Source organism: Acidaminobacter sp. JC074 (assembly GCF_022496765.1).
Taxonomy (GTDB): Bacteria; Bacillota; Clostridia; order Peptostreptococcales; family Acidaminobacteraceae; genus JABXKX01.
The window spans coordinates 1-22444 of sequence record NZ_VANV01000009.1 but is presented as its reverse complement, the minus strand read 5'-3'; the positions used below and the strand labels follow the sequence as shown (position 1 = coordinate 22444).

At 35.3% G+C, this 22444-nt stretch carries 25 protein-coding genes; 18 read left to right on the top strand and 7 right to left on the bottom strand.

Features of this window, described 5'->3' with window-relative positions; all coding sequences use genetic code 11:
• The first annotated feature begins 9 nt into the window (after window positions 1-9).
• From EZV73_RS10475 to EZV73_RS10435, 9 genes are all read left to right on the top strand, one after another.
• The gene (locus EZV73_RS10475; protein ID WP_240840260.1) at window positions 10-1335 is read left to right on the top strand and encodes a sigma-54 dependent transcriptional regulator; all 1326 of its coding nucleotides are present in this window, start codon (window positions 10-12) and stop codon (window positions 1333-1335) included.
• Window positions 1336-1462: 127 nt separating this feature from the next.
• On the top strand, window positions 1463-2095 hold the full coding sequence (locus tag EZV73_RS10470; RefSeq protein ID WP_240840259.1) for a TetR/AcrR family transcriptional regulator: 633 nt from the start codon (window positions 1463-1465) through the stop codon (window positions 2093-2095).
• The gene (locus tag EZV73_RS10465) at window positions 2092-2949 is read left to right on the top strand and encodes an ABC transporter ATP-binding protein (protein WP_240840258.1); all 858 of its coding nucleotides are present in this window, start codon (window positions 2092-2094) and stop codon (window positions 2947-2949) included. Before EZV73_RS10470 ends, EZV73_RS10465 begins: the two co-directional genes overlap by 4 nt.
• On the top strand, window positions 2946-3941 hold the full coding sequence (locus EZV73_RS10460; RefSeq protein ID WP_240840257.1) for an ABC transporter permease: 996 nt from the start codon (window positions 2946-2948) through the stop codon (window positions 3939-3941). Before EZV73_RS10465 ends, EZV73_RS10460 begins: the two co-directional genes overlap by 4 nt.
• A gap of 9 nt (window positions 3942-3950) precedes the next feature.
• On the top strand, window positions 3951-4964 hold the full coding sequence (locus EZV73_RS10455) for an ABC transporter permease (RefSeq protein WP_240840256.1): 1014 nt from the start codon (window positions 3951-3953) through the stop codon (window positions 4962-4964).
• 48 nt (window positions 4965-5012) lie between these two features.
• On the top strand, window positions 5013-5456 hold the full coding sequence (locus EZV73_RS10450; RefSeq protein WP_240840255.1) for a GNAT family N-acetyltransferase: 444 nt from the start codon (window positions 5013-5015) through the stop codon (window positions 5454-5456).
• On the top strand, window positions 5429-5902 hold the full coding sequence (locus EZV73_RS10445) for a GNAT family N-acetyltransferase (RefSeq protein ID WP_240840254.1): 474 nt from the start codon (window positions 5429-5431) through the stop codon (window positions 5900-5902). Before EZV73_RS10450 ends, EZV73_RS10445 begins: the two co-directional genes overlap by 28 nt.
• A gap of 2 nt (window positions 5903-5904) precedes the next feature.
• A complete protein-coding gene (locus EZV73_RS10440; RefSeq protein WP_240840253.1) occupies window positions 5905-6615 on the top strand; it encodes an HAD family hydrolase in 711 nt (236 codons plus the stop codon).
• An 83-nt stretch (window positions 6616-6698) separates the two neighbouring features.
• Window positions 6699-7838 (top strand): hypothetical protein, encoded by a 1140-nt coding sequence (locus EZV73_RS10435; RefSeq protein WP_240840252.1) that lies wholly within the window; start codon window positions 6699-6701, stop codon window positions 7836-7838.
• A 1-nt stretch (window position 7839) separates the two neighbouring features.
• Here the strand turns inward: EZV73_RS10435 and EZV73_RS10430 are convergent, their stop codons facing one another.
• Together EZV73_RS10430 and EZV73_RS10425 are read right to left on the bottom strand one after the other, a co-directional pair.
• Window positions 7840-9168 (bottom strand): cell wall metabolism sensor histidine kinase WalK, encoded by a 1329-nt coding sequence (locus EZV73_RS10430; RefSeq protein WP_240840251.1) that lies wholly within the window; start codon window positions 9166-9168, stop codon window positions 7840-7842.
• Window positions 9165-9851: a response regulator transcription factor gene (locus EZV73_RS10425; RefSeq protein WP_240840250.1), complete on the bottom strand. Its 687-nt coding sequence runs from the start codon at window positions 9849-9851 to the stop codon at window positions 9165-9167. Before EZV73_RS10425 ends, EZV73_RS10430 begins: the two co-directional genes overlap by 4 nt.
• 151 nt (window positions 9852-10002) lie before the next feature.
• Here EZV73_RS10425 and EZV73_RS10420 point away from each other — a divergent pair, with 151 nt between their 5' ends.
• From EZV73_RS10420 to EZV73_RS10405, 4 genes are read left to right on the top strand one after another with little or no spacing between them, the layout of a single operon-like run.
• Complete coding sequence (locus tag EZV73_RS10420) at window positions 10003-10563, top strand: TlpA disulfide reductase family protein (protein ID WP_240840249.1); 561 nt, start codon at window positions 10003-10005, stop codon at window positions 10561-10563.
• A complete protein-coding gene (locus EZV73_RS10415) occupies window positions 10556-10687 on the top strand; it encodes a CD1871A family CXXC motif-containing protein (RefSeq protein WP_240840248.1) in 132 nt (43 codons plus the stop codon). The genes EZV73_RS10420 and EZV73_RS10415 overlap by 8 nt, the downstream gene beginning before the upstream one ends.
• Window positions 10687-11508 (top strand): 4Fe-4S binding protein, encoded by an 822-nt coding sequence (locus tag EZV73_RS10410; protein ID WP_240840247.1) that lies wholly within the window; start codon window positions 10687-10689, stop codon window positions 11506-11508. Before EZV73_RS10415 ends, EZV73_RS10410 begins: the two co-directional genes overlap by 1 nt.
• Window positions 11508-13040, top strand: coding sequence for a hypothetical protein (locus EZV73_RS10405; RefSeq protein WP_240840246.1), 1533 nt, complete (start codon window positions 11508-11510; stop codon window positions 13038-13040). Before EZV73_RS10410 ends, EZV73_RS10405 begins: the two co-directional genes overlap by 1 nt.
• 203 nt (window positions 13041-13243) lie before the next feature.
• On the opposite strand, the gene EZV73_RS10400 is transcribed toward EZV73_RS10405, so the two are convergent.
• Window positions 13244-13711 carry a cyclic nucleotide-binding domain-containing protein gene (locus tag EZV73_RS10400; protein ID WP_240840245.1) on the bottom strand — a complete coding sequence of 156 codons (468 nt, stop codon included), beginning with the start codon at window positions 13709-13711 and terminating at the stop codon, window positions 13244-13246.
• Window positions 13712-13799: 88 nt separating this feature from the next.
• Here EZV73_RS10400 and EZV73_RS10395 point away from each other — a divergent pair, with 88 nt between their 5' ends.
• From EZV73_RS10395 to EZV73_RS10385, 3 genes are read left to right on the top strand one after another with little or no spacing between them, the layout of a single operon-like run.
• Window positions 13800-14753, top strand: a complete 954-nt coding sequence (locus EZV73_RS10395) for a nucleoside hydrolase (RefSeq protein WP_240840244.1) — start codon at window positions 13800-13802, stop codon at window positions 14751-14753.
• 13 nt (window positions 14754-14766) lie between these two features.
• The gene (locus EZV73_RS10390; RefSeq protein ID WP_240840243.1) at window positions 14767-15642 is read left to right on the top strand and encodes a ribokinase; all 876 of its coding nucleotides are present in this window, start codon (window positions 14767-14769) and stop codon (window positions 15640-15642) included.
• An 11-nt stretch (window positions 15643-15653) separates the two neighbouring features.
• The gene (locus tag EZV73_RS10385) at window positions 15654-16211 is read left to right on the top strand and encodes an HD family hydrolase (RefSeq protein WP_240840242.1); all 558 of its coding nucleotides are present in this window, start codon (window positions 15654-15656) and stop codon (window positions 16209-16211) included.
• A gap of 26 nt (window positions 16212-16237) precedes the next feature.
• Here EZV73_RS10385 and EZV73_RS10380 read toward each other — a convergent pair whose 3' ends face one another.
• From EZV73_RS10380 to EZV73_RS10370, 3 genes are read right to left on the bottom strand one after another with little or no spacing between them, the layout of a single operon-like run.
• A complete protein-coding gene (locus EZV73_RS10380) occupies window positions 16238-17968 on the bottom strand; it encodes an NADH-dependent [FeFe] hydrogenase, group A6 (RefSeq protein ID WP_240840241.1) in 1731 nt (576 codons plus the stop codon).
• 10 nt (window positions 17969-17978) lie between these two features.
• On the bottom strand, window positions 17979-19229 hold the full coding sequence (locus EZV73_RS10375; protein WP_240840240.1) for an NADH-quinone oxidoreductase subunit F: 1251 nt from the start codon (window positions 19227-19229) through the stop codon (window positions 17979-17981).
• Window positions 19222-19701: an NAD(P)H-dependent oxidoreductase subunit E gene (locus EZV73_RS10370; RefSeq protein ID WP_240840239.1), complete on the bottom strand. Its 480-nt coding sequence runs from the start codon at window positions 19699-19701 to the stop codon at window positions 19222-19224. Before EZV73_RS10370 ends, EZV73_RS10375 begins: the two co-directional genes overlap by 8 nt.
• 459 nt (window positions 19702-20160) lie before the next feature.
• Between EZV73_RS10370 and EZV73_RS10365 the strand changes: the two genes are divergently transcribed.
• Both EZV73_RS10365 and EZV73_RS10360 read left to right on the top strand, forming a co-directional pair.
• Entirely contained in the window at window positions 20161-20505 is a 345-nt protein-coding gene (locus EZV73_RS10365; protein ID WP_240840238.1) for a hypothetical protein, read from the top strand.
• On the top strand, window positions 20499-21356 hold the full coding sequence (locus tag EZV73_RS10360; RefSeq protein ID WP_240840237.1) for a methionyl aminopeptidase: 858 nt from the start codon (window positions 20499-20501) through the stop codon (window positions 21354-21356). Before EZV73_RS10365 ends, EZV73_RS10360 begins: the two co-directional genes overlap by 7 nt.
• Before the next feature lie 15 nt (window positions 21357-21371).
• Here the strand turns inward: EZV73_RS10360 and EZV73_RS10355 are convergent, their stop codons facing one another.
• Window positions 21372-22292 (bottom strand): YncE family protein, encoded by a 921-nt coding sequence (locus tag EZV73_RS10355; RefSeq protein WP_240840236.1) that lies wholly within the window; start codon window positions 22290-22292, stop codon window positions 21372-21374.
• Window positions 22293-22444: the final 152 nt, after the last annotated feature.

Here is a 22444-nt window from a genome sequence, read left to right as displayed (position 1 = left end):
GGGGAATATATGCATCCGACACATTTTAAAATTCTATTGGTTGATGATGAAAAAGAATACTTGGATGTTATCAAACTGATTTTAGAGGCTAATCAGTTTAAGGTCAAAACAGCTTCAAGTGGTAAACAAGCATTGAAGATCTTAAGTAAGGAAAGCTTTGATTTAGTCATTACAGATTTAATCATGCCAGAAATGACAGGATTAGAGTTATTAGATGCCATTAAAGAAAAGTACTCTGACACAGAAGTCATTTTATTTACAGGATACGGTTCCGTTCAAAATGCAGTTGAAGCCATGAAAAAAGGTGCTTTTTCTTACTTTATCAAGGGTCATGATCCTGATGAGTTGATTATTGAAATCAAGAAGATTGTTAAACTTAGAAAGTACATCAAACGAGTAGATGAAAAGTCGGACTATGTTCTAGAAACTAAAAACGCTGGTTTTAAAAAGGTTTTAGATACCATAGAAAAAGCAGCCAAGTCGGATGTTAGCATCCTGCTATTGGGAGAATCAGGAGTTGGTAAAGAAATACTTGCCCAGTATATCCACCAATTAAGCACTAGGAGTGAAGAAGCTTTTGTTCCTGTAAACTGTCATGCATTTTCTGAAAGTTTATTAGAGTCAGAGTTATTTGGTCATGAAAAGGGTGCATTTACAGGAGCGGATGATACAAGAATTGGTCGTTTTGAGGCGGCTGATTATGGGACACTTTTCTTAGATGAAATTGGCGATACGTCTTTGAATATACAAGTTAAACTTTTAAGATCACTAGAATCAAAGGCCATAGAAAGAATTGGCTCGAATCAACTAAGAGAGATTGACTATAGGTTGGTATGTGCGACCAATAAGAACTTAAATGATTTAATTGCTGAAGGGCAGTTTAGGGAAGATCTATTTTATAGAATTTCTACCATCACTGTGACCATTCCACCTTTAAGAGAGCGTAAAGAAGACTTGCCAGCTCTTATCCAGTTCTTCTTTGATAAGATAAAAAAGGACATGAAAAAAGAGATAACCCATGTAGAAGATTTGGTTTATACAAGACTTCTACAATATGAGTATCCAGGTAATATTCGTGAACTTAAAAATATTATTGAAAGATTGGTTGTTTTATCTGTTAATGGTGAGATTCTAGCAGAAGACTTACCTGAGCACTTTGAAGGTGAGCCAACTGAAAAAGAAACTTTAAGATCTTACCGTGAACAAGCAGAAAAGGTCTTTATTATAAAGGTTTTAGAAGAGAACAATTACAATATGACCAAATCAGCTGCAGCACTTGGTATTTCTAGAAGACAGCTCTTTAATAAAGTTGAAAGATATAAAATTGAAAAGTAAGTTTTGAATCCTTCGGGATTCTTTTTTTACGGACATGTGACGGGGCAGTCATATTTTTTCTTGACAATGTGACTAGGCAGTCATATAATGAAAACATAAAGTGACTGGCCGGTCACAAGGAGGGAATATGCCAAAAGATACATTTATGAATTTGAGTGAAGAAAAAAGACAAGCCATATTAGACGTTATTATCAAAGCCTTTGCGGAGAATGATTATAACAGTGTCAGCATATCTAAAATTTGCAGACAGGCAGGTATAGCAAAAGGCAGCTTTTATCAATATTTTGATGACAAAGAAGATATGTATAAGTATGTTTTAGGACATATCGGTACTAGCAAGCTCAAATATTTTGAGAAATACCAAACAGAAATTGATATGTCAGATACCTTTGATTTTTTAAGGATGCTCTATGCAGCAGGTACAGAGTTTGCTGCTAAGAATGTGGACTTGTTTAAGATATCAAAGCAGTTTATGACCTTACCAAAGACTAAGAGACAAGAATTACTAGGTCCTCTACAAGGCGATTCTGACGCTTATTTAGAAAACTTGTTTGAACAGGGGAAGGCTGCAGGCAAGATAAGAGATCATTTAGATACCAAATTTTTAGTAAGACTGATAACAGATATGAGCAATAGTATCACTGAACATTACTTTACAGATTTAGATGAAGCAGATATTGATGATGGTACTTTTATGCGATTGGCTAACAATATGTTGGATATATTGGAAAAAGGTATTGGTACAAAGGAGGCATTATGATTCAAGTAAAAAATCTATATCATTCTTATTCTGAAGATGATAATTATGCGGTAGACAATATCAGTTTTGAAATAAAAAAGGGTGAGATTTTCGGATTCTTGGGACCAAGTGGTGCTGGTAAGTCTACGACTCAGAAGATCTTGATTGGTCTTTTAAGCCATCAAAAAGGACAGATACTCTTAGATGGTCAAGCTGTAGATTTTAAGTCTCGTGAAAGGCTGAATGAAATTGGTGTTTCATTTGAAATTGCTAATGTTTATAAAAAGTTGACGGGCCTTGAAAATCTTGAGTTTCATGCAAAAATGTATAAGGGGCAAACGGCGGATCCTCTTAGCCTTTTGGACATGGTTGGTTTAAAGGATGCAGCTAATAAAAAAGCTGGAGAGTACTCTAAAGGTATGCTTCAAAGACTTGTTTTCGCAAGATCCATGATCAACAATCCGAAAATATGGTTTTTAGATGAACCGACTTCTGGTCTTGACCCGACAACTGCGAGCAAGATAAAAAGTATTATCAAGCAGAAACAAAAGGAAGGGACAACCATATTTTTGACGACACACAATATGTTTACAGCAGATGAGCTGTGTGACAGGGTTGCATTTCTTAATGATGGTAAAATTGTTGCCCTTGATACGCCGAGAAACTTAAAGTTAGAACATGGCCAGAAGTTGGCTTCTGTTGAATATGAAAAAGAGGGGAAAATCGTTAAAGAAACACTTTCTATGAGTCAAGCAGACTCAGTTGAAAAATTATATGAAATTATGAAAAAAGGTCATGTGGACACCATTCATTCTCAAGAGGCAACACTTGAGCAAATCTTTATCAAGTTAACTGGAAGGGGGCTTGAGGAATGATGACATCGCTTATTAAAAAGGATTGGTTGTTAACAACTAAAAACTATTTTTTCTATGTGACCATCTTTATTGCTGTATTAATGGTTCTTGTCATCTTATTTGTAATTCCTGAAGATACCAGTATTGAAAGTAAGATCTTTGCCTACTTTGATTATGATGCTCCAGAAAATTTGAAATCTATGTATGAGTCCGTTGATTCTTTAGAAACACTTGATCTTATGATTGAGGAAAATAAGCAGAGTATAGGTATTATATTTAGAGATGAAAATGACTATGAATATAGGCTCCAAGGTTATGAAACGGACCAGCATAAGGAATTGATGGTCCTAAATACGAGATTTTTAAATGAGGAGTACTATGCACCTATCCAGGTAAAGGTGACAGAATTAAAAACATTTGATAGTGGTCTAGTATCTTTTAACAAATTGCTTCTTCCACTATTTCATGTAATGGAACCAGCTTTACTTGGCATGTTTCTAATTGCTACTATGATTTTTTCTGAAAAGGAAGAGAACACCATCACAGCATATATGACAACACCAGGGACCATTAACAGCTTTTTAATGTCAAAGACCATTGTACTAATTGGTCTGGGACTGATTTCATTACTTGTGACCACATTGCTAGTTGTGGGCTTCAAAGCCAACTACTTCTATTTGATTGTCATGACCATTACTTGTTCTTTTATGGGATCGGCATTGGGACTTTTACTTGCAAGTTTCTTTGACAATATAACAGGCGCAATGATGTGGATACTAGGTGGTTCTTTATTGATGAGTTTACCTTTTGTCACATACTTTTCACCCAGTTTTGCACCATTTTGGATGAAGCTGATACCAACTTATTATATGTTGTTTGCCTATAAAGAAGCAGTTTTTCCAACTGGCAATCCTCAAATTATTTTTTCAACAATTGCCTTATCTTTAGTGATTGGGCTCGTGGCTTATGGTATCTCACTGATGAGATTCTCAAAAAGTCTGCAGACTGTGTAGGAGGCTTGTATGAAAAGAATATTAAGTATTGCCATCAGAGATTTTAAATCATCTGTTAGAGATTTTATAGCCTTATATATCATGGTGTCACCAATAGTGTTAGCATTTTTAATTGCGAGTTTTGTACCAGCAACAGAGTCCGGTATGATGACCCTTGCAGTAGATAAAAGTGTTACTCAGGAGACCCTTTCATATGTTTCACCATATGCACATGTGGAGGTCTTTGACAACCGACAGGACTTAGAGGACAGAGTCAATGCATTAGATGATGTGATTGGTTTAGTAGAAGATCATGGGACATATGAAATTTTAAAAGAAGGCAACGAACAAGATGATAGTTCTACACTGATCATCAACTTAATCAGAAAAGGCATTTCAGAAAAGACTGGTCAGTTTGAACTTAAGTCTGAGATCAGTTTTTCAGATATAGGCGCAGAGGTTTCACCTGTAGCCTTAATCGGTTTGATATCAATGGCTGTATTAGCACTCGTATTAGGTGGTATGGTCGTCAGTATGAATATCATTGAAGAAAAAGAAAATATGACTTTTGGTGCTTTAAATGCAACGCCACTTTCAAGATTTGAGTTTATAGTTGGAAAGAGCTTGGCAGGTTCAATTATAGCAGTTATTCAAATCATAGCCATGTACTTCATCTTTGGCTTTGGCCATGTAGATTTACTTCAGGTGCTCTTTATATCTATTATGGGCTTATCTATTGTGATTATTATGGGCTTCATACTTGGCTTGGTATCTCCTAGTCAGATGGCAGCACTTGCTAATATGAAGATACTCTTTTTACCAATATCCATTACAATTATTGGTGCTTTGATGATACCGACAAGTAAACATTTTGTACTTTGGTGGTCACCATTTTATTGGATTTATGATGGGATGACAAACATTGTCAATGAAACAGCCACTTGGCCAGGGCTTTTAATAGATGGTCTTGGTGTTACCGTGATTACATTTATCATTTTCTTGATCTTTAGAAAAAAAATAAGCTCCAATATGCAAACCAGCTGATGCTGGTTTCATTTTGTTGTATAATAGAATAGTTGCAAGGAGAAGATAATGATAAGAATGATAGAAGATGTAAAAATAAAATCAACCATTTGCTTAAAGGTACTCAGAGATCTACCAGAGTGGTTTGGTATAGAGTCGTCACTTTTGAACTATGTAAAAGAAGTTGAATCATGTGTTTTTATTGCTTATGAAGACATAGGATTTATCGCTTTAAAGGAACATCCAAATAGCTTTGATATGCATGTTCTTGGTGTCTTGAAAGACCATCACGGAAAAGGCATAGGGAGAAGCTTAACAGACTATGCAGAAGCATATGCAAGAAGTCATAATAAGAAATACATGACCGTTAAGACATTGAGTGCAGATCATCCTGATCTAAACTACAAGAAAACCAGAGAATTTTATGAAAGGATGGGATACGAACATTTAGAGGTCTTTAAGACACTTTGGGATGAGAACAATCCATGTTTGTATATGATAAAATGCTTATAAAAATTACAGAGGATTTAAACTTAAGGCCACTTGTAGAAGGCGATTATGAAACTGCCCTCAAGTGGTATGAAAATAAAAACATACTTTGGTATTCAGAAAATAGACAAGAAGCTTACAAGATGGATGATATAAAAAGGATGTATGCTTATCTTTCAAACAAAGGTGAGGTCTATGTTATTGAATACAAGGGGATAATGATTGGTGACGTGACCTTGTCAGAAGACTGCATGCCCATTGTTATCATGCCAGATTATCAAGGGTTAGGGCTTGGCAAGTTAATCATTAATAGCCTTATTAAGAGAGCTAGGAATTTAGGTTGGGCATCTATAAAACTGAGTGGTATTTATCTATATAATGATAAGTCTCAAAGTTTGTTTAAATCTTGTGGCTTTGTGGAATCTCATAGAGATGACAAGAAAATCTATATGACATTAGAACTGAGGTAGTTATGCACACCATCTTTAAGGATAAAGCAGTTGTTTTCATAGATATGGGCAATACATTATTGGGTTTTCATCAAGGTCTGACAGATGATGAAAAAGATATGATGGGTCTAAAAAATATGTCTGATACTTTAAAAGCATATGGTATTCATAAGGAGAAAGACACTTTAAAGCATGAATTCTTAGATGTGCTTTATGGCCAGTTTCATTTAAGGGAATCTAAGTTAATTGAACTCGATGTATATAAGATTTTAAAGGACTTTTTACCTTTGACAGATGACATGTTTAGGTCATTGATGTTAAGTTTTTACAAGCCTTATAAAGATCATATTTGCTTACATGATGGCGCTAAAGAACTTCTTGAGGATTTAAATAGAAACGGTAAAAGAATAGGCGTCTTGTCTAATTGTTATCTGCCAGATTTTGTTTATATAGATATTTTTAAATCTTTAGGCTTAGATGATTATGTTGACTCATATACTTTTTCATACACACATGGTATTAGAAAACCCAATCCAGAATTGTTCTATACATCAATGAACAAGTATGATCAAACAACAGATAAGATGATTATGATTGGTGATGGTTTAAAGCCGGATATTTATGGTGCATCGAGTGTAGGTCTAGAAAGCATTTGGTACAATCATAAGCTTAGAAGTCATAGTGGACCAGAAAATATGGTTTTACAGGTAAAGTCACTTAAAGACTTGGTCTAAACTTAAGACTTTAGCTAGTTCTAAACTTTTTTTAATTATATTCTAATCTTTATGGTTTACCATGTTCTTAAGAGGTGACAATCATGACTGAAAAGAATATAGAAAACTTGGACCAGCAAGTAGAAGAAAAACCACAACTACATATAAAAAAGCATTTAGAAAGACCACCTTCTAGACGTGGAAGAAGAAAAAGAAACAAGCTAATAAAAAAATATGAAAAAGCATACAATAAGAGGCAGTATAGAGAAGAAGGACAGAAGAACTTTAAGTTAAAACTTATGGTGGGCCTGCTCTTAATTTTAGGTGTCATTGTAGGATTAAAATACTTTATGACATTCCAGATGCCTGTTATGCTGGAATCATTTTTAAAGCCATCAGTTGGGGTTAGTATTGCTTTGATTTTACTGGCTTTAATATGGACCTTATTAGATAAGACAAACGGACCGTCAAATGCTGATCCTATTACAGATTTCTTTATTTTAAGTAGAGGAAAGATCAATGGTCCCACAAGGTCGAGTCACTTGACTAAAATCAATACAAGATTTATGATGGTGACCCTTTTGAAGCTTTACAGGAAAGACCAAATTGCTATTATGGATGGTAGAATCATTGTTGGTAGTTTAGACGGTGATTTATCAAAGGATGAAAAGGTCCTTCTAAACTTTATCTTAGACCATAATATCAACACAGTTGAAGAGTTGATAGAAGCATTAAGACCGGAAAATAGAAATGGTGTGGTAATTAGAAAAGATGAGATATACAGGAAATACAAGGATGCTGTTTTAGAAATGGCAGATGATAGATACTATATCAATCACACTGTAGCAAAGGCTAAATGGCTTCTTAAAATTGGTGCTATCTTCGATGGTTTACTGGTTCTGCTTTTAATATCAAATGGTCAAGGGACCATGGAAATGCTGGGTGTCTTTTCATTACAAGCAGTTGCCTTGTATGTCATATCAGTTAATCTTTATGCCCATTCAAGAGCGGCTCACAAGAGACTTGGCCAGATAAGAAAAGAAAAGAAACTGCTTCAAAGTGATAAGGCCAATCTTTATATTACCTTTATCTACAATTACCTGTATGGTAAAGAAGCAAGAAGCATCAAGCGTATACAAAAAATGTATGAATCTGGTCAAATGTCGAGATATGAGTACTCGAAGTTTGCTGAATCATACAATGGTTTTAATTATATAGTGGATTTTATAAGAAAGGAGAACTGATTTAGTTCTCCTTTTTAAGTCTTAAAATGAATCTACATCCCTCTGTATAAGATGAATCCAATTGGACATCACCCTTATGCTGCAAAAGGATTTGCTTGACGATAGACAAGCCTAGGCCTGTACCACCTAGTTGTCGGTTTCTTGAACTTTCCACTCTTACAAGTGGGTTAAAGATGGATTCATGATAGCCTACTGGTATGCCGATACCATCATCTTCTATGATAATCTCCACATCCTCCTTGTCGTCCTTGAGTCTAATTTTAAGTGAAAAGTCTTTTTCATTGTATTTGATTGCATTTTGAATAAGATTGTCTAGAACCCTCTGGTACATAAGTTTATTGAGCTGGACCATGACCTTTGTATCTGGTAAGTCGAACTCATAGTTGATATTAAAGGTCTCAAACTCATGGATGTACTCTGCCAGTTTTATTCTTGTAAGTTCAACGATATCATGTAACTCTTTGTTAAGTTCATGTGTGTTGATTTTGCTGTAATCAAATAATTCTTCTGTTAATGCCGCTGCATTAAGACCATATTTATAAATGGTTTCTACAGACTTTTTCGTATTGTCATCAAGGCTTTGCGACATTAAGGCTTGAGAATAACCGATAACATTTGTTAGTGGTGTTTTTATGTCATGTGAAAGGTTCATGATCAACTGATTCCTTTCATTTTCTAAGGCCATTCTTCTTTGTTTTTCTTCCTTAAGCTGATGGGACATCTGGTTGATTTCATCCCTTATCAAGTCAAGTTCATTACCTGTTTCATACTCAACTTGATAAGAGTAATCTCCCTTGCCTATATTTTTAGCACCTAAGATGAGCTCATTGACGGGCTCGATTATTTTTTTGCTTGTGTTTCTTGCATAAAAAACTGAAAAAACACTAAAGATCAAAATAGCAAGGACTAAGAAGATAAAAAGCATATTGGCTTCTTCTTCATATGGTGACAAATAGAGATGAAATACTAAATCGCCATCATAGTTTTCAAATAAGTAATACGCATTGTTTTGGTTGAGTTCATCTGACATTTGGAGGTCAAAAAAGCTCTTATAGGAATTTGGATCAATGTTGTATGCATTTATAATCTTATAAGACTTATCGGTGATGATTAAATAATCGTCTACTCTTAAGGCATGTTTATCAAAGGCTTTTTCTCCCTCTTTTTCATAATCTAAAATAAGCTGATCCATATCAACTGAAGAACGTTCAAGTTGCGTATTGGTATAACCCATATACATGCCGTAAACTGATAAGATCAAGACCAGGATAAGGCCAAGAACCAGCACATAACCTTTAAGAAGATGCCTAGATATTCTATTTAACTTCATGATTTCTCCAATCTATAACCTAGTCCTTTGATGGTTTTGATATACTTACTGTTTTTAGGACTGTCTCCGAGCTTTTCTCTGAGTCTTGAGATATGAACCATAATGGTATTGTCATCACCAAAATAGTCATCTCCCCATATATGTTCATAGAGTTGTTGTTTAGTAAATACCTGTCCTGGATGCTCCATAAAGAAGACAAGCATTTCGTATTCTTTGGCGTTAAGATTGATTACCTGTCCTTTAAAAACAACTTCACATGTAGTCTTGTCCAGCGTGATTTCCTGTACCGTTAAGACATGATTATCGGTCATGGGCGTGTATTGAAAGTAACGTCTTAAATGGGCCTTACACCTATAGACAACTTCTACCACTGAAAAGGGTTTGGTGACATAATCATCTGCTCCCAGTCCTAAGGCTCTCATTTTATCTAGATCTTCGTTTCTTGCTGTTAAAAATATGATGGGGATGTGACTGGTTTTTCTTATGTACTCTAAGACTTCAAAGCCATCTTTGATGGGTACCATAATATCTAGAATTGCCAAATGGAAGCTGTCATCAAATAAGTCTGTTGCCTGATTACCATCAAATGCCTGGGTAACATCATAGCCTTCTGATTTTAACTGCATGGTTAAAAGGTTGTTGATGCCAGGATCATCTTCCATTAATAATATTTTTGCTTTCATAAATACCTTCTTTCTAATATTACTTTATCATACTTCAAATGAAAAAAAACAGAAAAAAGGACATTTAAGTTTGTTTTAAGGTTGCCTTTATTTTTGTGAAAGTTTGACTTGCTACAATGATTTCAGACTTAAGAAATCGAGGGAGGTAGTCATGAAGAGACTGATAATTTTATTACTTATGACATCATTAATATTTACAGGATGTCAAACCAAGGCAGCAAAAAACAATGTAGAGGATATCAAAACAGAAACACAAACAGAATCTACAGGAGAATCAAACCCAGCAGAAGGTATAGACTTATCTGATTTGGTCATCAAAACATATGATGGCAAAGAAATTAACAAAGAGACATATAAGAATAATAAGGTTACGGTCCTTAACTTATGGGGAACATGGTGTGGACCTTGTGTAGAAGAAATGCCTGATTTTGAAAAGGTATCTCAAGCTTATAAAGATAAGGGTGTTGAAATATTAGGACTCGCTTTAGATTCTTCAGAAGATGAAGTCAAGGAGTTAAAAGACACGTTAAAGATCACTTATCCACTTTTAAAAGAAAATGACCAAACAAAAGAAATCCTATCTTCTAAGTTTGATTATGTACCTGTCACACTATTTATAGACTCTGAGGGTAAGGTTTTGAAATCATTTATAGCAGGTGGCACAGATGAGGCTGGTTTAACAAAGGCTATAGAGGCTTTAATCAATGAATAAAATTAAATGGTATCTTTTGACCATAGGCATTTGTTTTATGTCTTATGGCATTTATAGAAATGAGGCAGACATTGTCTTTAAGAAAGCCATTAAGATTTGCCTAGAATGTATAGGAGTAGGTTAATGAAAAGACTATGGATTCAGATTCTAACATTCATAAGTACCAATGCCTATGTAAGTGGTTTTATAAACGGTAAGATTTTTAAGGGCAAAACAAAACTTATGTGTCTACCTGGACTGAATTGTTATTCTTGTCCTGGTGCACTGGGCTCCTGTCCTATAGGCTCATTACAAGCAGTAATGGGTTCTATGAAATATCAGATATCCTTTTATGTCATGGGCATACTCATGATAATCGGCACTGTATTTGGTCGGTTTGTCTGCTCTTATATGTGTCCATTTGGACTTCTGCAAGATCTTTTGTATAAGATAAAATCAAAAAAGTTTAAGATGCCGAAATACTTGAAGTATGTAAAATACGGTGTTTTAATCTACTTTGTCATTTTAATTCCAACATTATTTACAAATAAATTAGGCTTAGGTGATCCTGGATTTTGTAAATATATATGTCCAAGTGGTACCTTCTTTGGTGCTATACCCCTATTAATAAAGAATCCTGGTTTAAGATCGGCACTTGGTGTTTTATTTACATGGAAGATGTTTATTTTAATCAGTATTTTAATTGTATCAGTATTTGTCTATAGGATATTTTGCAGAGTATTATGTCCTTTAGGTATTATATACGGACTGTTTAACAAGTTTAGCTTTTTAGGTTATCAAATAGATCATGATAAATGTACATCATGTGGCGCATGTTCTAAGTCGTGTAAAGTTGATTTAAATCCTACAAAGGATTTAAACAGTATAGAGTGTATCAGATGTGGTGACTGTAAATCGTCTTGTCATCTAGCTGCAATTGAAACGAAAAAAGTAAGGAGAAAGTAATGAAAAAATATATAGTAACACTTTTAGCCGTATGTCTTTTGATGACGGGCTGTCAGTCAAAAGCATTAGTAAAGCCTGTAGAGGCTACAAATAATCAACCAGTACAAGAAGAAAAAATGGATTATGACTCTGAGGAAATAGAAGCTTGGACACTTGACAATTTATTAGGAGATGAAGTCGATAGTCTTAACCAAGACCAGCAAGATGAGATCACTGCTTTATTAGATGAAATCAATAAAATCGAAGCTGTAGATTTCAACGACTCACGTCTAGATGATTTGTATAATAACTTATCAAGAAGACTAGCTGATTTTGATATTCACCTTTCATTTGAAATGGAAGGTGATATGAAGGACGACTCAAATGATACGTCAACTGATTCAAACTCAGAGGATTCGAACCCTTCAGATGACTATGGTTTTGAACCGTGGACGTTAGAAAGCTATTTAGGTTTTGAAATTGGTAAACTTTCAGATGAACAAAAGCAAAAAGCTCAGCTTATACTAGATAAAATCAACAAGGCAGAAGAAAACTACAATGAAGATACAGCGCAAGCTGTTCGAGAAATATATGGTGAGATGAATGTACTTTTAAAGTCATTTGGTTTAAAGGTACCTATGACTACCATGGCTGAGTTTACGACAGAACATGCAGATAAGTTTAGCCAAGATCAAAAGAATAGGCTGGTTGAGCTAGATGAAAAAATCATCGACTTAAGTCAAAACGATCCAGAAAATGAAGCACTTGAAGGTATGTATGAAGAGCTAGAAGCTATCCTTAAAGATGCAGGCTTTGATGCAGATGAGGTCATCACGCAACTAGAATCATCTAGTGTGATATATGCAAAATTCCAGTTAAAAGGTGCGGATGTTAAGTATGTAGGTGACAAGTCAGGTGTTTCTTCTGATGATATGCTGAAGTTTAACTACTTAGTAGACAGAGCTGTAAAGGTTATCTCAAAAGACATGAGACCTTATGTCGAACATATTTTAATCAACTCAGATGGTCAGGCCAATGTTCTTGCTTATGTAAGACAAGAAAATGATGAACTGACTAAATGGAGAATGGTTTTAGATATTAAAGATGCCTTTGATGAAAAGGGCAACTACATCAATGAGTACGATGAAACAATTGTACATGAGTTTGGTCACTTGTTGACGTTAAATGCCAGTCAAATGCAAGAAAAATCAAATGGTACTTATGAAAATGAAGAAGGTATTTTAGCCAAAACATCTTACTTAAATGAGTTTTACCAGAAGTTTTGGCCAGAGATTAAAGATGATTTTGACAAAATTGTAGACCCTAATAACCCTGATACAGCTTATGAGTTTTACGAAAAGTATCAAAATCACTTTGTAACTGATTATGCTGCTACAAATCCAGAAGAAGATATTGCTGAAAGCTTTAGACTCTTTGTATGTTTTGATAAACCTGAAGGTAATGAAATCAAAGATCAAAAGGTTAAGTGGTTCTACCAATTTGATGATATGGTTAAATTAAGAGAAACAATCAGAACAAATTTAGGATTATAATACAAAAGCTTATGACATGAAAATGTTATAAGCTTTTTTTAGATTAAAGTTTCGCAGTAGTTTTTCAGTTTGTCATGAGACAGAACTTTAAACTTCTTTTTTTCATAGGCAATAAATCCATTTGAATGGCAGTTAGCAATTGCCCTATTTAAACTCCTTATTGGAGTACTGATTTCGGTGCACACCTGGTCTTTTGTGAGTTCTTATAAATCACCTAACAGGCTATGGGTATAAATACAGTTAAGTAGTCGATCATTTACATTTAACAGAGTCACTGCTGATAAGCTTTTAGAGCTTTCTAGAAGTTTAGATGATAGCTGTTCTATTAAATACTTGGTGAAATTGAAGTCTGACTGCATCCAAATGAAGACATAGTCTTTATGAAGTGATAGGGTCTTAGATTCGGTCTTACAAATGATTTCATGAGTTTTGGCATCTTCATTAAAGAGTTCTAGTTCGCCAAAACAGGAATAGGGTTGATAATTGTATATGGTACGCATGGCACCTTCATAGGTTTGAAAAATCACATCAGCTTGTCCTTCAGTCAAGATATAAAGGTAGTCATTCTTTTCATCAGCAAAAGTGATGGTATCATCTTTGAGATGTGTTCTATAGATGAAGTGGTCTTTGATCTGAGAAGGTGCTTGATCGATGAGTGCTTTTAAATCCATAAATATCTCCTTTGGGTCATTTGACCTAAAATAATCATATCATGGCATTTATACTATAGTCAAAGGATAGTATTTGGAAGGAGATTATATGAGAAAATTATGGATTGATACAGATTGTGGTTCAGACGATGCAGTAGCTTTAATTATGGCTTTAAAGTCTGATGAGGTTCAAATTGAAGGAATTACAACGGTTTGTGGCAATGTACCTCTTGATTTAGCAACAAAAAACACCTTGATGACCTTGGAAGTAACAAACAAAGAGATGCCACCAGTTTATGTTGGCGCATCTAAGCCCTTGGCCAAGGATTTAATTACAGCAGTAAATGTACACGGCCAGGATGGTATGGGAGATTGCGATTTGATTCATCCTACAATTGGTCCAGAAAAAAGACATGCAGTTGAGGCTATTTTGGATATTGTTAAAAAGAATCCAGATGAAATTGAAATCGTAACCATTGGTCCTGTAACCAATATCGCCTTGGCAATTATGAAGTCGCCTAAAACTATGTCCAAGGTGAAGAGAATATACTCTATGGGCACAGCTGGCTTCGGTAGAGGCAATACAACAGCAGTATCTGAGTTTAATGTTTATGTGGATGCAGAAGCTTACTCAATTATGCTTAATTCAGGCATACCTATCACCATCATTGGTTTTGATGTTTGTTTGGGTGATGCAGCTCTTAATAAAGAAGATATGGAGATGTTATTAAATAGTGGTGTTAAAGAAGCTGTTTTCAGTGTTCAGTGTAACAAGTCTTTATTGGACTATAACCTAAAAAGAAGTGGTGAACATATTGTTGATCTACCTGATGCAGTAGCCATGGGCGTGGTCTTATGGGATGATATCATGACTGATAGAGTAGACTGCTACTGTTATACCTGTATTCATGAGGAAAAAGCTTATGGTCAGGTTATTTTAGATGATGGTGCGGTACTTGCAGTTTCAGATGGATTTGTATCTAATGAGCCGAATGCAGTGGTCTGTAAGTCTATTGATAACGATTTGTTTAAGAATAGGATGTTTGAACTTTTACTCAAGTAGGATGGAGGGTAGAATGAAAATACTGAACTTGGGTTCCATAAATATAGATAAATTATACAAGCTTCAAAGGTTCGCATATGAAGGTGAAACTATTAAAGTAGAGGACTACTCAGAAAATCCAGGTGGTAAGGGACTCAATCAATCCATTGCCATGACGAGAGCTGGCACACAAGTTTATCACGCAGGCAAAGTTGGTAAAGACGGACTCTACTTAAAAGACTTTTTAGACAAGCAAGGCATCAACACTGATTACTTAATGCTTTCAGATCAAGCTACCGGACATGCACTTATTCAAGTGAATGAGAAGGGAGAGAACTCTATTTTAGTTGTAGGTGGAGCAAATGATGACCTTGACTTAAATGATTTCGATTGTATACTGTCAGATTTTGATAAGGGAGATGTTTTACTTCTTCAGAATGAAGTGAAAGGTACACTTGATATTATAGATAAAGCATATGAGAAAAATATGATTGTTGTTTTAAATCCTTCACCTATAACTCAAACATTAAAATCACTTGATTTGAGAAAAATCAATTATCTTATCATGAATGTTCATGAAGCTCTCTTATTATCAGAACAAGACAATATTGAAAATGCCATGACCTATTTTTTATCGAAAAACAAGACTATTAAAGTGGTCATAACAAGAGGGGGACAAGGTGTTATTTACAAGGATAGTGACCAAGTTGTTGAGTGTGATGCTATAAATATTGAAATTGTTGATACAACAGGTGCTGGAGATACATTTTTAGGTTATTTTATGGCTTCAATGTTAAGTGCAGAACAAGTATATGAAGCATTAGAACTTGCTTCTAAAGCAGCTAGTTTAGCCATAGGTAAGTCTGGTGCAGCAAGATCTATTCCTTGGATAGATGAAGTAAATAATTAGGGAGGTAAATGATGTCAGATGATTTGTTAAGAATAATTGAGTTTATAAGTGAAGCTGAAAAAATAAAGTCGGTTCTTAGGTCCGGCAACACAAGTTTAGGTAGAAAAGAATCTACAGCTGAACACTCTTGGCGTTTGTCTCTTCTTATTATGTTCTTAAGTGATTATCTGCCTGAGTTAGATGCTTTAAAAGCTCTTCAACTTTCTATTATTCATGATTTAGGAGAGTTAGATGAAGGTGATATTCCAGCTGTTGTTGAGACTGACCAAGCTTCAAAGTTCTTGATAGAAGAAGCGGCACTTATTAGATTATCAAATCTCCTGCCAGATGATAAAAGGACTTGGCTTTATAATTTATGGTTAGAATACGAGGAAGGTAAGACCTATGAAGCTAGGGTAGTCAAGGCTCTAGACAAGATAGAAACCATCATGCAACACAATCAAGTTGACAATGGAAAGGACTTTGATTATACCTTCAATTTAGATTATGGTAAAAAACACTTAACAGATGATCAAGTTATTATAGAGCTAAGAAAAATCATTGATGAGATGACAAAAGAGAATATATAAAAGGATGGGTCCAGCCCATCCTTTCTTTAAATTGTTCTTTTTGTATAATGTGTATGAAGTAGGTGATGGGCTTTATGACTGTTAGGTTTACCTAAATAATCATCATAAAGCTTCTTAACTTCTTCATTCTTATGAGATTTTCTTGATGTTAAGATGATATCTTCTTGGTAAAGTGCTTTGGCACGTTCAACCTTGATATCTACTACATCTCGGACATGCTGTGGTACAAGAGGTTGACCACCACCATTTACACAACCACCTGGACAACCCATTACTTCGATAAAGTGATAGTCTTTTTCGCCTTTTCTAACCAAGTCAAGCAGTTTGCCAGCCGTCTTAGTACCATGAACAACTGCAACTTTAACGTCGATGCCACCAAGATTGACAGTTGCTTCTTTGACATCATCTGTACCTCTTACTGCTTGATAGTCAATGCTTTCAAGGTCTTCACCAGTTAATACGTCTGCTACTGTTCTAATGGCAGCTTCCATAACACCACCAGTTGCACCAAAGATTACACCAGCTCCTGTATATTCACCCATAATCTTATCAAAGCCTTCATCAGGAAGGGCATTAAAGTCAATGCCTGCTTGTTTGATCATTCTAGCAAGCTCTCTAGTGGTGATAACAGCATCTACATCTCTAAGACCTTCTTGTTCCATCTCAGGTCTTGCAGCTTCTGTCTTCTTAGAGATACAAGGCATAACTGATACAACAAACATCTTTTTAGGATCTAAGTTTTGCTTATCTGCATAATATGTTTTGACCAAAGCACCAAACATTTGGTGAGGTGATTTACACGTTGAAAGGTTTGGTAAGAAATCATGATGGTTAAACTCACAATATCTGATCCAACCTGGAGAACATGAAGTGATCATTGGTAGAACACCTCCATCTTGAATACGATGAAGCAGTTCATGTCCTTCCTCTAAGATGGTAAGGTCTGCTGCAAAGTTTGTATCAAAGACATTGTCAAAACCAAGTCTTCTTAAAGATGCAGCCATTTTACCAGTAGTTCTTGTACCAATTGGATTTTCAAATTCCTCACCAAGTGCTGCACGTACAGCAGGCGCTGTTTGAACAACAACATAAGTTTCAGGATCTTCTAAGGCATCCCAAACTCTATCAATATCTAATTTCTCTGTTAAAGCGCCAACTGGACAGACATTGACACATTGACCACAGAAAATACAATCTGTTTCAGTCATTCTATGATCAAAGGCAGGACCAACATTGGATTCAAAGCCTCTGTTTTGGAAGCCTAAGATACCAATTCCTTGAACCTTCTTACAAGTAGAAACACATTTACCACAAAGAATACATTTACTAGAATCTCTAACAATAGAATGAGAAAAGTTATCAAAATGTCTATGGCGTTTAGCACCTTGGAATTCTAAATCTGGAATATCAAGGGTATGTGCGAGATTTAAAAGTTCACAGTTGCCTGAGCGAGAACATGTTGTACATTCTCTATTGTGATTTTCTAAAAGAAGCTCCACATTGGTTCTGACACATTCTCTAACTTTTCTGGTGTTGGTTTTAACTACCATACCTTCTTTTACATTAGTTACACAAGAGGGGAGAAGTTTACCTTGTCCTTCAACCTCTACCATACAGACTCTACATGCACCAACTTCATTGATTTCTTTCATAAAACATAGGGTTGGTACTTCAAAACCAGCTTCTCTAGCAGCATCAAGTATACTATAAGAAGCAGGTACTTCAACGGGTGTGTTGTTTATCGTTAATTTTACCATTTTCGCCTCCTTAGTCTTCTATACTTTCTAGTAATTCTGGTTCAAAGTGCTTCATAGCACTTAGGATTGCTGTAGGTGCTGTTTGACCCAGACCACATAGTGAGGTCTTGATCATTGTATGTGAAATCTTGTTAATTCTTTGGTATTGAGCCATAGAAGCTGAACCTGCACACATATCATCAATGATTTCATGGATACGTTTTGTACCTTCACGACATGGGGTACATTTACCACATGATTCATGTTCAAAGAAGCTAGTTACTGCAGATAAATAATCAACAACTCTGACATTACCATTGGCAACAACGATGGATCCTGAACCAATGGAAAAACCATTATCGTCAAATGTATGATAACCATACTCTGTATCAAAATGGGTATAAGGAATCAAAGGACATGAAGCACCACCAGATTGGATAAATTTCCCCAAACTCAAGTCTCTTGTGCCACCGCCGATTTCCTCGATTATTTCCTTTACAGTGATACCAAAAGGTACCTCATAAACACCCGGTCTCATGATGTTGCCGCATAAACTGATCATCTTAGAACCCTTATGACCATTAAGGCCAACTGATGAGTACGCATCAGAGCCATGATTCATAATGGTTGCAGCACATGCATAGGTTTCAACATTGTTAACCATAGTCGGTTTACCGAATAAGCCTCTTTCACCAACTCTCGGTCTTTTAACTCTTGGTCGACCCACATTTCCATGCATAGATTCTATAAGTGCAGTATTTTCACCACAAACATAAGCGCCTGCACCTGTATAAGCCTTTATATTAAAACTAAACTCAGTACCTAAAATGTTATTACCAAGTAGATTATTATCTTTTGCAATGGCAATTGCTTCAATAATTTGTCTACGGATATCGTCATACTCTTCTCTAATATAGATATAACCTTCACAGGCGCCAACAGTATAGCCGGCAATTGTTAAACCTTCAATGATCTTATAAGGATCTCTTGCTAATAAGTCTCTGTCCTTAAATGTACCTGGTTCACCTTCATCGGCATTAACAAGTACATACTTGACTTCTTCAGGTCTAGCTTTGGCAGCTGTCCATTTTTTATAAGCAGGGTAGGCTGCACCACCACGACCTCTTAACTCAGAAGCTTTCAGTTCTTCTATAACAAAGTCAGGACCTTTATCCAGTGTTTTCTTAAGGCCGCTGAAACCGCCCATTTCCATATACTTATCTATTTCTTTAATTGAATATTTGTCGAAATATTCTGATATCATAGAACATGTTTTAGTCATCTAATTCACCTCTCAAATCTTTTAACAAATGTTTTACCTTTTGAATGGTTAAATGACCATAAACCTTCTTGTTGATTCTAATAGCTGGTGAAATATCACATGCACCAAAGCATGGTGTGTGCTCAAGTGTAAATAGATTGTCTGATGTTGTTTCACCTACTTGAATGCCTAAAGACTTTTCTAAGTATTCCTCAATAATATCCTTCTTGTTGATGCGACAAACAGAACTGTTGCACAGTTGGATATGATACTTACCCTTAGGCTTCTTGTTAATTGCAGAAAAGAATGACGAAACTTCATAGACATCAACATACGTCAAGTTCAGGCGATTGGCGATGTATCTTTGAGTTTCCTCATCTACATAATGATCGTCACACTTATCTTGGATATCCATTAAAATGGGTACCAAGGCATCTTGGCGACAGTCGTAATTATATAGAATCTCTTCTACCTTGTCCTTACTCACTACCATAAATATTATCCTCCCCTATATTGTGATTGATATTTCTTTCACTATATTCAGCATAACAAGTAGATTTCTTAAAGAGTAGCATTGTTATTTGATTCACAAATGTTGTATAAGCATTTGATATAGCGACATTTGAAAGATTCAGTAGTTCATTGTACATATGACGCATATTGTATACTTGTAACATATGAGTAATCAAATTGTAATAAATGCATCAGGAAAACGTTATTATATTGGTAAAAAAATAACGAAGTTCACAGAAAATTCAGAAAACAACGAATTTTCGACAATGAAATTCATACTCTGATAAGAAATTAATTATTGTTATGCTTGAGAATTTATTACCCAATATAAGAAGAAATTAACAGTAGTCATGTATTTAAGGCTAGAAAATTGGGTATTAAGAAGGTAATGACTTTTGTATTGATAAGAAATGTTGTAAAATGACAGATGGAGGTTTAAATGGATATAAGCAAACTAAGGATTGATAGTTTCAAGAAGATAGCTTATGTTAACTTTGAAGACAAGTTATGTGACGAGTTTGATGAGTATGAAGTGATCATCTATAAGATCAATGTTTTAGAAGATATCCCAGCTTTTGTTGACTATGTGAATGCCCGAAAGATGTCTGTGGAGAACCGTCTTGTGATGGTTTATGAAAAGGGGGGCAAAACTGTTAACAAGAATTCAATTATAAAACCCTTCAAAGAAAATATTTATTTAGATTTTGTTTTAAAGGCACCCATGTTGTGTTCATTAGATAAAAAGTTAAGTGCTTTTGTACTGAAGAAGGAGAATACATGTTAAATAGAAATGATATTTGCTGGTGTGGCAGCGGCAAGAAATATAAGAAGTGCCACATGGATTTTGATAAGAATCTAGAAAAGTATGAAAAACAAGGTTTTGAAATACCTGAAAGACGATTGCTTTTAAACGAAGAGGACATAGAAGGTTTAAGAAAGAGTTCAGTCATTACTAAAGGCATCTTAGAGGGTGTTGCAGATCTAATCAAACCAGGTGTGACAACCAATGAGATTGATAAGTTTGTACATGACTATACAATAGAAAGAGGTGGTACACCAGCAACCTTAGGTTATCATGGTTTTCCAAAGTCTTGTTGTACAAGTATCAATGAAGTCATCTGTCATGGCATTCCAGAAGACAGACCCCTTAAGGAAGGTGATATTATCAATGTGGATGTCACAACCATTTTAGATGGTTATTTTTCAGATGCCAGCCGCATGTACCTAGTTGGTCAAGTATCTGAAAGGGCTAAAGATCTGGTTCAATGTGCAAAAGATTGTCTACAGATAGGTCTAGACCAAGTCAAGCCATATGGTTCTATATCTGATATAGGTTTAGCCATTGAAGCTTATGCAACAAGTAAAGGCTACACGGTAGTTAGAGATTTTGGTGGTCATGGTATCGGTAAGAACTTCCATGAAGACCCACATGTGAGTCATTTCGATACAGGACAAAAGGGCATGTTAATGGTGCCGGGCATGGTATTTACCATAGAGCCTATGATCAATGAAGGGACCTATAAGCTTAATATTTTAGAGGATGACTGGACGGCAGTCACTCGAGACGGCAAGCTTTCAGCTCAGTGGGAACATACACTAGTTGTCACTGAAGAAGGATATGAAATACTTGTATAAAACTATGGACACTGATTATTCAGTGTCCATTTTTAAGTAGGCAATACCATCTGGATGGATGCCTGTTTTTATTTTATAGATGACTTCTAAGTCGTCCATTGAAATGACCGATACATCATTTGTTTTATTGTTGGCAACATAAGCGAACTTACCATCGTCACTAAAGATAACGCCGCCTGACCATCTACCAAGAGGCAATCTTTTGATTTCATAAGGTCTTGTTTTGCCGCAAAATACATAGTCTGGAACAATGATTGATACATCGTGAGATTCTCTGTTGGGTACAAATAGGTACTTGTAGTCTGGAGAGAACATAGCACGTATAGGCAGTATACCCACTCTGAGCTTATGCTTTTCTTTTAAAGTTGCAGGATCATAAACAGTTACAGTGTTATCATCTTGGTTGGCAGAGTAAATATCACCATTTTTGTAGATTGCCAGTCCCTCAGGACCATTACCTACTGGAAAATGATTGATGATCTTTTCTTCTTCAGTATGATAGATTGAAATGTTGTTTGACCCGATATTTGGAACATAAGCCAGTTTTTCATAAGGTGACATGGTCACCATATGAGACATATCTTGATAAGTATCCAAAACCCTTTTTATCTCGTGTGAATCAATGTCTAAAACATAAAACTTATTGGACCTGGTAGAAGCCAAGTAAAGTTCATTGAGTTTTTTTGAAACAGCTAAACCGTGTGGAAAGTTAAAATCCTCATGTTTGATGACATCAATAACTTCAAGACTTTCATTAGAAATGACATAAAGTGAGTTGCCTAGTGAGCAAGTCACAAAGGTTTTCTTTTTATCAGGACTGATGACCACTTCATGTGGATTATAATCTGTAGCGATTTTCTTGACCGTTTGGTGGGTATTTAAATCTATGTAAGAAACGGTATCTTCATCTTTATTTAAAACTATTAAATAATTCATATTTCCTCTTTATGTCAAGTAAGTAATTCCAATACTTTGACATATCCTTTCTTTGATACAATTCCTATAGATTTAAGTCTTTGTACAGTAAATATACCTTTAAATCCATTTTTCCTCACMACAAATAACAGTAGTGTCATTTGATAGACTGT

Coding starts and splice junctions, on each gene's coding strand:
- EZV73_RS10460 (WP_240840257.1), top strand. CDS start 2,946: ATGATGACATCGCTTATTAAAAAGGATTGGTTGTTAACAACTAAAAAC.
- EZV73_RS10390 (WP_240840243.1), top strand. CDS start 14,767: ATGAAAATACTGAACTTGGGTTCCATAAATATAGATAAATTATACAAG.
- EZV73_RS10400 (WP_240840245.1), bottom strand. CDS start 13,711: ATGGATTTAAAAGCACTCATCGATCAAGCACCTTCTCAGATCAAAGAC.
- EZV73_RS10450 (WP_240840255.1), top strand. CDS start 5,013: ATGATAAGAATGATAGAAGATGTAAAAATAAAATCAACCATTTGCTTA.
- EZV73_RS10395 (WP_240840244.1), top strand. CDS start 13,800: ATGAGAAAATTATGGATTGATACAGATTGTGGTTCAGACGATGCAGTA.
- EZV73_RS10440 (WP_240840253.1), top strand. CDS start 5,905: ATGCACACCATCTTTAAGGATAAAGCAGTTGTTTTCATAGATATGGGC.
- EZV73_RS10425 (WP_240840250.1), bottom strand. CDS start 9,851: ATGAAAGCAAAAATATTATTAATGGAAGATGATCCTGGCATCAACAAC.
- EZV73_RS10385 (WP_240840242.1), top strand. CDS start 15,654: ATGTCAGATGATTTGTTAAGAATAATTGAGTTTATAAGTGAAGCTGAA.
- EZV73_RS10415 (WP_240840248.1), top strand. CDS start 10,556: ATGAATAAAATTAAATGGTATCTTTTGACCATAGGCATTTGTTTTATG.
- EZV73_RS10410 (WP_240840247.1), top strand. CDS start 10,687: ATGAAAAGACTATGGATTCAGATTCTAACATTCATAAGTACCAATGCC.
- EZV73_RS10465 (WP_240840258.1), top strand. CDS start 2,092: ATGATTCAAGTAAAAAATCTATATCATTCTTATTCTGAAGATGATAAT.
- EZV73_RS10470 (WP_240840259.1), top strand. CDS start 1,463: ATGCCAAAAGATACATTTATGAATTTGAGTGAAGAAAAAAGACAAGCC.
- EZV73_RS10355 (WP_240840236.1), bottom strand. CDS start 22,292: ATGAATTATTTAATAGTTTTAAATAAAGATGAAGATACCGTTTCTTAC.
- EZV73_RS10435 (WP_240840252.1), top strand. CDS start 6,699: ATGACTGAAAAGAATATAGAAAACTTGGACCAGCAAGTAGAAGAAAAA.
- EZV73_RS10455 (WP_240840256.1), top strand. CDS start 3,951: ATGAAAAGAATATTAAGTATTGCCATCAGAGATTTTAAATCATCTGTT.
- EZV73_RS10380 (WP_240840241.1), bottom strand. CDS start 17,968: ATGGTAAAATTAACGATAAACAACACACCCGTTGAAGTACCTGCTTCT.
- EZV73_RS10405 (WP_240840246.1), top strand. CDS start 11,508: ATGAAAAAATATATAGTAACACTTTTAGCCGTATGTCTTTTGATGACG.
- EZV73_RS10365 (WP_240840238.1), top strand. CDS start 20,161: ATGGATATAAGCAAACTAAGGATTGATAGTTTCAAGAAGATAGCTTAT.
- EZV73_RS10430 (WP_240840251.1), bottom strand. CDS start 9,168: ATGAAGTTAAATAGAATATCTAGGCATCTTCTTAAAGGTTATGTGCTG.
- EZV73_RS10475 (WP_240840260.1), top strand. CDS start 10: ATGCATCCGACACATTTTAAAATTCTATTGGTTGATGATGAAAAAGAA.
- EZV73_RS10445 (WP_240840254.1), top strand. CDS start 5,429: ATGTTTGTATATGATAAAATGCTTATAAAAATTACAGAGGATTTAAAC.
- EZV73_RS10420 (WP_240840249.1), top strand. CDS start 10,003: ATGAAGAGACTGATAATTTTATTACTTATGACATCATTAATATTTACA.
- EZV73_RS10375 (WP_240840240.1), bottom strand. CDS start 19,229: ATGACTAAAACATGTTCTATGATATCAGAATATTTCGACAAATATTCA.
- EZV73_RS10360 (WP_240840237.1), top strand. CDS start 20,499: ATGTTAAATAGAAATGATATTTGCTGGTGTGGCAGCGGCAAGAAATAT.
- EZV73_RS10370 (WP_240840239.1), bottom strand. CDS start 19,701: ATGGTAGTGAGTAAGGACAAGGTAGAAGAGATTCTATATAATTACGAC.